General features: G+C 68.1%; 6 protein-coding genes. All 6 read right to left on the bottom strand.

Annotated elements, in window-relative coordinates; genetic code table 11:
* Nucleotides 1-258: 258 nt before the first annotated feature.
* The gene (locus B3098_RS28790; protein WP_218342236.1) at nucleotides 259-1,590 is read right to left on the bottom strand and encodes a TolC family outer membrane protein; all 1,332 of its coding nucleotides are present in this window, start codon (nucleotides 1,588-1,590) and stop codon (nucleotides 259-261) included.
* 80 nt (nucleotides 1,591-1,670) lie between these two features.
* Nucleotides 1,671-2,351, bottom strand: coding sequence for a protein-L-isoaspartate O-methyltransferase family protein (locus B3098_RS28785; RefSeq protein WP_279976096.1), 681 nt, complete (start codon nucleotides 2,349-2,351; stop codon nucleotides 1,671-1,673).
* Between the two features lie 158 nt (nucleotides 2,352-2,509).
* The gene (gene thiD, locus B3098_RS28780) at nucleotides 2,510-3,352 is read right to left on the bottom strand and encodes a bifunctional hydroxymethylpyrimidine kinase/phosphomethylpyrimidine kinase (protein WP_175125166.1); all 843 of its coding nucleotides are present in this window, start codon (nucleotides 3,350-3,352) and stop codon (nucleotides 2,510-2,512) included.
* Nucleotides 3,349-4,152, bottom strand: coding sequence for a thiazole synthase (locus B3098_RS28775; RefSeq protein WP_175125167.1), 804 nt, complete (start codon nucleotides 4,150-4,152; stop codon nucleotides 3,349-3,351). The genes thiD and B3098_RS28775 overlap by 4 nt, the downstream gene beginning before the upstream one ends.
* A 139-nt stretch (nucleotides 4,153-4,291) precedes the next feature.
* Nucleotides 4,292-5,170, bottom strand: coding sequence for a cobalamin-binding protein (locus B3098_RS28770; RefSeq protein ID WP_279976107.1), 879 nt, complete (start codon nucleotides 5,168-5,170; stop codon nucleotides 4,292-4,294).
* 174 nt (nucleotides 5,171-5,344) lie between these two features.
* Nucleotides 5,345-7,390: a TonB-dependent receptor gene (locus B3098_RS28765; RefSeq protein ID WP_286900813.1), complete on the bottom strand. Its 2,046-nt coding sequence runs from the start codon at nucleotides 7,388-7,390 to the stop codon at nucleotides 5,345-5,347.
* Between the last annotated feature and the right edge of the window lie 53 nt (nucleotides 7,391-7,443).

Here is a 7,443-nt window from a genome sequence, read left to right as displayed (position 1 = left end):
CACCGTGCTGCGAGGGTCTTTGGTTTGCGCGCTGCAAGAGCTGTGGTCAGGGAAGGAGATCTGCGGGGCCGCCGAATTGCTGCCGCCCGGGCGGCGGCAATCGGCATCTGAGTTGTGGGGCGTCGTGGGGGTGTGCGCTCCCGCGCTGGCGGGGGGGCGATGGGAGTCGACTGGGTGTCTGACACCCGTAGAGATGATCTTCAGCTCCAGACAGTGCACCAAGGGTGTCAGACACTGGTCGCAGCAGCGGAAACGCCCTCAGCGCGGCGGGCGCAGCAGCCGGTTGATCGCTTCCAGGTCCGATTCCGCCAGGATGCCGCTGGTGGCCTTCAGGCGCAGGCTGGAGAGCACTGTGCTGTAGCGGGCCAGGGCCAGGTCGCGTTGGGTGGCGTAGAGCTGTTGCTGGGCGTTCAGGACGTCCAGGTTGATGCGGACGCCGACTTCGTAGCCGGTGCGGTTGGCTTCTACGGCGGCGCGGCTGGATTTTTCGCCGGCTTCCAGGGCCTGGATGCGGGCCAGGCCGCTGGTGACGCCGGTGTAGTACTGGCGGGTGGCCTGGACGGCCTGGCGGCGGGCGGTTTCGTAGTCGTAGCGCGCCTTCTGTTCCAGTTCGACCTTTTCCGTGACTTGCGAGGACACGCCGCCGCCGGAGTACAGCGGGATGGAGAGGACCACGCCGATGGTGTTGTCGATGGGCTTGCCGGGGGCGGCGTTGCGCATGACGGCGTCGCTGGCGCTGCCGCTGGTGGCGCGCAGGTTCAGGGTGGGGTAGTGGCCGCTCTTGGCGATCTGGATTTCGCGGCCGGCGATGCGGGTCAGCAATTGCGCGCGCAGGACTTCGAGGCTGGAGGTTTCGGCCTGGTTGCTCCAGTCGGCGATGCGGGCGGGCTGGGGGGCGGGCAGTTGCACGCCGTAGGGCAGTTCGGCCAGGGCGCCGGGCTGGGTGCCGATGATCTTGGCGAGTTCGTCGCGGCGCACTTCCAGGTCGTTCTGCAGGCGCAGTTCCTGGGCGACGACGAGGTCGTAGCGCGACTGGGCCTCGTAGGTGTCGGTGATGGTGGCGTTGCCGAGTTCGAAGTTGCGCTTGGCGGATTCAAGCTGGCCGGCGACGGCGGTTTTTTCGGCTTCGGTGGCGGTCAGGGTGTCCTGGGCGTACAGGACGTTGAAGTAGGCGTCGGCGACGCGCAGCAAGAGGTCTTGGTAGGCCTGCTGGAGTTGCACTTCGACGTCGGCGACGATGAGCTTGGATTGCTCGAAGTTCTGCCAGCGGCCCCAGTCGAAGAGCGGCTGGGTAAGCGCCAGGTCCCACACGCCGCGGCCGCCGCTGTAGGCGTAGGACAGGCCGCGGGTGCTGCGGGTTTCCTGGTAGGCGCCGCCGGCTTCGGCGGTGATCAGGGGCAGCAGCAGGGCGCGGGCCTGGGGTTCTTTTTCAAGGCCGGCGCGGTAGTTGGCGCGCGCGGCGGCGTAGGTGGGGTCATTGCCCAGCGCGGCCTGCCAGACCTGGACCAGGTTCTGGGCGGACGCGGTCAGCGGGCCGGCACTTGCGGCGCAGGTGAAAACCAGTAAAGCCGTAAGTGAGCGGACGCGCATGATCTTTCAACGATACGCCGGGCCGCCGGACGTGACGCCGGCCCCATGGGGGCCGGGCAAAAGGCGGCGAGGTCGCGGAGTTAGAACTTGAACTGCGACACCGTGACGCCGCGCAACGGCTTGATGACCGTTTCGAAGAGCTTGACGGTTTCGAAGCTGGCGGCGGTGGTGCGGGTGATGCGACAGGCGGTCATGATGGGGGCTTGGCCAACCACCACGACAAGGCGGCCGCCCACGCGCAGCTGGTACTTCAGCGCGTCCGGCACGACCGGCACGGAACCGGTGACCAGGATGGCGTCGTATTCGGTGGAGCCCCAGCCATTGCGGGCGTCGCCGGTTTCGACCTTGACGTTGGTGACGTTGTTCATCTGCAGGTTCTGCTGCGCGAAGGTCACCAGGCGGCTGTCGATCTCGACGGAGGTGACCTGTTGCGCCAGGTAGCCCAGGAGGGCGGCCTGGTAGCCGGAGCCGGTGCCGATTTCAAGCACGCAGTCGGACTTGGTGAGCAGCAGTTCCTGCGCGAGACGGGCTTCGACCTTGGGGGCGAGCATGGTCTGGCGCGTGTTGACCGCGTTGATCTCGAGCGGCAGCTCCAGGTCGGAAAACGCCAGGCCACGCAGGGCCGGCGGAACGAATTGTTCGCGGCGCACATCGAACAGCGCTTGCAGCACGTTGGCGTCCAGGACGTCCCACGGGCGGATCTGCTGTTCCACCATATTGAAGCGGGCTTGTTCTACGTCGGGCAGGGTCGAAGCGTTCATGACGGTCAGAAAAAACAGAGGAATCAACGGGCCATTGTACCGATTCGTAGCGTCCTGTGACGGCGCGCCCGTGCGGCAGATGTTTCAGGCGCGGCGCGGAACCCGGAAAAGCAGACGGCGCCCCGTGGGGCGCCGTTGAGCTCAGCCTGAAAGGGGCGTTACCACCAGCCGTGGAAATGGTGGACCGGGCCGTGGCCCGAGCCGACCGACAGGCGCTCGGCGTGGCGGATGGCTTCAGTCAGGTAGGCCTTGGCGCGTTTGGCGGATTCCGGTACGTCCCCGATTTGCGGGAGCAGCGCCGCCAGCGCGGCCGACAGCGTGCAGCCGGTGCCGTGCGTGTTGGCGGTGTCGATGCGGTGGCCGGGCAATTCGATCATGCGGTCGCCGTCGTGCAGCAGGTCGATGGTTTCGCTGCCGGGCAGGTGGCCGCCCTTGACGAGCACCCAGCGTTCGCCGGAATGCGCCAGCTTGTTGCGCAGGCGTTCGGCGACGCGCCGCATTTCCTTGACGGTCTCGACGGGGCGCTCTTCGAGCAGCACGCCGGCTTCGGGAAGATTGGGAGTGAGCAGGGTGGTCAGGGGCAGCATGGCTTCGCGCATGGCGCCGACGGCATCGTTTTCGAGCAGCAGGTCGCCGCTTTTGGCGACCATGACCGGGTCCAGCACGATGTGCGCGGGCGTCCATTTGGCGAGCTTTTCGGCCACGACCTCGATGACGGGGCGCTGGCCCAGCATGCCGATCTTGACCGCGTCGATGCGCACGTCGGTGAACAGGGTGTCGATCTGCAGGCCGACGAAGGCGGGCGGCACCGGCGAGATGCCGGTCACGCCCTGCGTGTTCTGCGCGGTGAGCGCGGCGATGATGGCGCAGCCGTAGGCGCCCAGCGCGCTCATGGCCTTGACGTCGGCCAGGATGCCGGCGCCGCCGGACGGGTCGACGCCGGCGATGGTCAGCGCGTTGGGGATCGGACGGCCGCTGGCGGCCGGCTGGCGGGAATTCATTTCGCGGGACCGCCGGTGATCAGGCCTTCGGTGGGCGAGCTGGGCGCGCCGCTGTACAGCTTCTTGGGCATGCGGCCGGCCAGGAAGGCCTCGCGGCCGCTTTCCACGCCCTTCTTCATGGCGCTGGCCATCAGGATGGGATCGCGCGCGCCGGCGATGGCGGTGTTCATCAGCACGGCGTCGCAGCCAAGTTCCATGGCGATGGCGGCGTCGGACGCGGTGCCCACGCCGGCATCGACCACGACCGGCACGCGGGCCTGGTCGATGATGAGGCGCAGGTTCCAGGGATTCAGGATGCCCATGCCGGAGCCGATCAGCGAGGCCAGCGGCATGACGGCCACGGCGCCCATGTCTTCCAGCATGCGGCACTGGATGGGATCGTCGGTGCAATAGACCATGACCTTGAAGCCTTCGTCGACCAGCGTCTTGGTGGCCTTGAGGGTTTCGGGCATGTTGGGGAACAGCGTGTGCGGGTCGCCCAGCACTTCGAGCTTCACGAGGTCGTGGCCGTCCAGCAGTTCGCGGGCTAGGCGCAGCGTGCGCACGGCGTCGTCGGCGGTGTAGCAGCCGGCCGTGTTGGGCAGCAGCGTGAATTTCGAGGTGGGGACGTAGTCCAGCAGGTTCGGCTCGCCGGCGTTCTGGCCGATGTTGGTGCGGCGGATGGCGACGGTGACGATTTCCGTGCCGCTGGCGTCCAGGGCCGCGCGGGTCTGTTCGAAGTCCTTGTACTTGCCGGTTCCGACGAGCAGGCGCGACGAGTAGGCGCGGCCAGCGATGGTGAGAGTGTCTTGTGTGGTCATGGCGGTGCTTCAAAGGGCGGGCGCGCACGATGCGAGGCCCGCGGGGGACTGGCTGACTGATGCCGAATGATAAAGCAGTCCGCCGGCCGGCAGGGCCGGGCACTGGCCCGCGCGTTCCACTATTTGCGGATCGCGCGCGTCAGCGCACCCGGTCCAGGTCGGCGCAGAGGGTCTCGGCCGCGTCGATCAGCCGGGGCCCGGGCCGGTACAGCGCGTCGGCATCGACGCCATAGACGTGGCCCTGGCGCGCCGCCGGCAGGCCCATCGTCTGCCAGGCGGCCAGGTTCCTGGCCGTGTCCTCCGGCCGCGAAACGCCGGCCAGCACGGCCTCGGGCCGGGCCGCCAGCACGCCTTCCAGCGTGACCTGCGGCGCCACGATGGGCGCCTGGCCGAAGACGTTGACGCCGCCGCACAGCCGCAGCGCGTCGCTGACGATGCTGCTGTCGTTCAGGGTGTAGATGGGGTCCAGGCCGGCCTGGACGAAGACCCGTACGGGGCGGCGGCCGGCATAGCGCGCCTTCAGGGCATCCAGCCGGGCGCGCATGTCCTGCGCGGCGGCCCGCGCGATGGGCTCGGTGCCGAACAACTGGCCCATGCGCTCGACGGCGCCGGGAATGGCGGCGAGCGTCAGCGGATCGCTGTAGAAGACGGGCACGCCCAGCTTGTCCATCACGCGCGTCAGCGGTTCGGCGGCGGACGGTTGCCAGGCGATCAGCAGGTCGGGGCGGGCGGCGGCCACGCGTTCGGCGTCCGGCTGCGTACCGTCGCCGATGACGGGCAGCGCGCGGGCCGCGGCCGGGTAGTCGCTGCCGAGGACGGTGCCGACGATGTATCCGCCCGCGCCGGCGGCGTAGATGAGTTCGGTGGCATGGGGCGCCAGCGTCACGGCGCGCCGGGCGGGGGCGTCCAGCGTGACGGTGCGGCCGCGGTCGTCCTGGACCTGGATGGCGGGGGCGCCATGGGACAGCCGCGGAGACAGCGCCAGGGTCAATGCCACGATCGGCACAAATGTCGGCATCAACCCTGACGCCGACGTCAGGGTCAGCTTCAGCGCAACGCCGGCAGTCGTCAGGACGCGTCGAAAGGTCATGCAGCGGCTCCGTCGGGTGGGCACAGATGTAGAAAAGGGCCTGCGCAGACCCTGAGCCTCAACAAAGGCTCAGACCGGCAGGCCCAGTCCGCAAGGCGGCAATCAGTAGCGTAGCGTGAGCGACGCGTAGAAGTTGCGGCCGGGGGCGGGGTACAGGCTGTAGTTGGCGACGGGACCCAGCATCTCGAACGAGGCGTTGCCGCCGCGGATGCCGTACGTGGCGTACTGGCGGTCGAAGATGTTGTTCACGCCCACCGCGGCTTCGATGTTGCGGGTGAACTTGTACGCGACCTTGGTGTTGAACAGCACGTAGGCGTCCAGTTCCTTGTCGAACTGGTTGGCCTGGTCGTTGTCCATGCGCGACTTGCCCACGTACTGCGCCGACACGTTCCACAGGAACGCATCGGTGGGGCGCCACGTCACGCCGGCGTTGGCCAGCCACTTGGGCGCCAGCGGCACGGTCTTGCCGGCCAGGTCGACGCCGGCGTAGGTGCCGGAGCGGAACTGCGCTTCCATCCAGGTCAGGTTGGCGTCCACGGTGACGCTGCTGGACAGCGCGGTGTGGCCTTCAAGCTCGATGCCCTGGCGGCGGGTCGGATCCAGGTTGGTGTTGGCGCCCGTGCCCGGGCCCCACAGGCCGTCGGCCAGCGGGTTGTACTGGATCTCGTTGGTCAGGTCGTAGTGGAAGTACGACAGGCGCGCGCTGCTGCTGGCCGACTGCCAGGTGACGCCGATTTCCTTGTCGGTGGACGTCTGCGGGGCCAGCGGCGACTGGACCGACAGCAGTTCGTCGGCGTTGGGCAGGCGGAAGCTGCGGCCGACCTTGCCGTACAGGCCGAAGCCGCCGGACAGGTCCTGGCGCACGCCCAACTGCCACGCGGTCAGGTGGTGGCTGCGGTCGGACGGCGTGCCCGAGCCCGAAATCACTTCCAGGTCGTCGGACGCGTACTGGCGGCGCACGCCCGCCGTGATGTAGGTGCTGTCGGTGGCGCGGATCTGGCCTTCGGCAAACAGGCCGTACTGATGCTGGCGCGACTGCCACTTCGACGGTTCGAAGTCGTAGTAGGCGTTCTGGTCGGCGGTGGTCTTGGCTTCCTGCGCATCGGCGCCGAAGACGACGCTGTGGCCGCCGTTGATCGGCAGGCGGTAGCGCACGCTGGCGATGTTCTCTTCCAGCTTCTGGTCGCGCAGCGTGTCGCCGAAACCGTCGTAGGTCAGGCCGCTGAGCTTCTTTTCGCGGGTGGACAGATCCGAATACAGCACGCCGGCGCCGATGGCCTGCTCAAGTTGCAGACCAAACGTGGTGGTCGTGGTCTTGACGTAGTCGACGTCGTTCTTCGAGCCGCGCGGATCGTCCTGGAATTCGTTCACGCCCGTGAACGGGTTGATCGTGCGCGGGCCGGGCAGTTCCAGCTTCTGCGTGGTGGTGCGGCCGTACAGGCGGATCGAGCCGTCGTTGTGGCGGAAGGTGATGCCGCCGCCGCCGCCTTCGCGGCGCTCGCCGCTGTTGTCGCGGTAGCCGTCGCTGTGCAGCGACTGCATGTAGGCGTCAACGCCCACCTTTTCGTTGTTCATCGCGACCGCGGCGTCGTACTGGCGCAGGCCGTAGCTGCCGAACGTGGCGGTGGCACGGGCGGTGACCGGCTCCTTGGCAAAGTCGGAGCGGGTGATGATGTTGATCACGCCGCCGGTGGTGCCGCCACCGTACTGCACGGAGCCGCTGCCACGCACGATTTCGATGCGTTCGACCTGATCCAGCGGCACCACGCCCAGACTGGGCGCCGACAGGTCGTTGGTGTTCTGCTTGACGCCGTCGATCAGGATCAGCGTGTTGCTGGCGCCGGTGATGCCGAAGCCGCGCAGGTCGACGATGGCGTTGTCGCTGGAGCTGGTGGTGTTGATCAGGTTGATGCCGGCCTGCGTGGACAGCAGGTCCTGCATGGTGCGCGCGCTGCTGGCCGCGATGTCCTCGGCGGTGATCACCGAGATCGACACCGGCAGCGTGCGGCCGTCGGTGGGCACGCGCTGGGCGGTGACGGTGATGCTGTCGAGTTCGGACGTGGCGGGAGCGGTTTGCTGGGCGGCGGCGATGGCCGGAGCGGAACAGAGCAGGGCGCCGGCATAGCGCCGGATGGAGCGGGCTTTCATCTACAAGACCTCGGTGCAGCCCGCGACCCCGCAGGCCATTCACGATGGGAAGG

Source organism: Achromobacter sp. UBA2119 (genome assembly GCF_002331005.1).
GTDB lineage: Bacteria > Pseudomonadota > Gammaproteobacteria > Burkholderiales > Burkholderiaceae_B > Achromobacter > Achromobacter animicus.
This window is presented reverse-complemented; position numbering and strand designations above follow the sequence as displayed.

Excerpts from the sequence above, each read along its gene's own strand:
- B3098_RS28790 (WP_218342236.1), bottom strand. The coding sequence starts at position 1,590 with ATGCGCGTCCGCTCACTTACGGCTTTACTGGTTTTCACCTGCGCCGCA.
- B3098_RS28765 (WP_286900813.1), bottom strand. The coding sequence starts at position 7,390 with ATGAAAGCCCGCTCCATCCGGCGCTATGCCGGCGCCCTGCTCTGTTCC.
- thiD (WP_175125166.1), bottom strand. The coding sequence starts at position 3,352 with ATGAATTCCCGCCAGCCGGCCGCCAGCGGCCGTCCGATCCCCAACGCG.
- B3098_RS28775 (WP_175125167.1), bottom strand. The coding sequence starts at position 4,152 with ATGACCACACAAGACACTCTCACCATCGCTGGCCGCGCCTACTCGTCG.
- B3098_RS28785 (WP_279976096.1), bottom strand. The coding sequence starts at position 2,351 with ATGAACGCTTCGACCCTGCCCGACGTAGAACAAGCCCGCTTCAATATG.
- B3098_RS28770 (WP_279976107.1), bottom strand. The coding sequence starts at position 5,170 with ATGCCGACATTTGTGCCGATCGTGGCATTGACCCTGGCGCTGTCTCCG.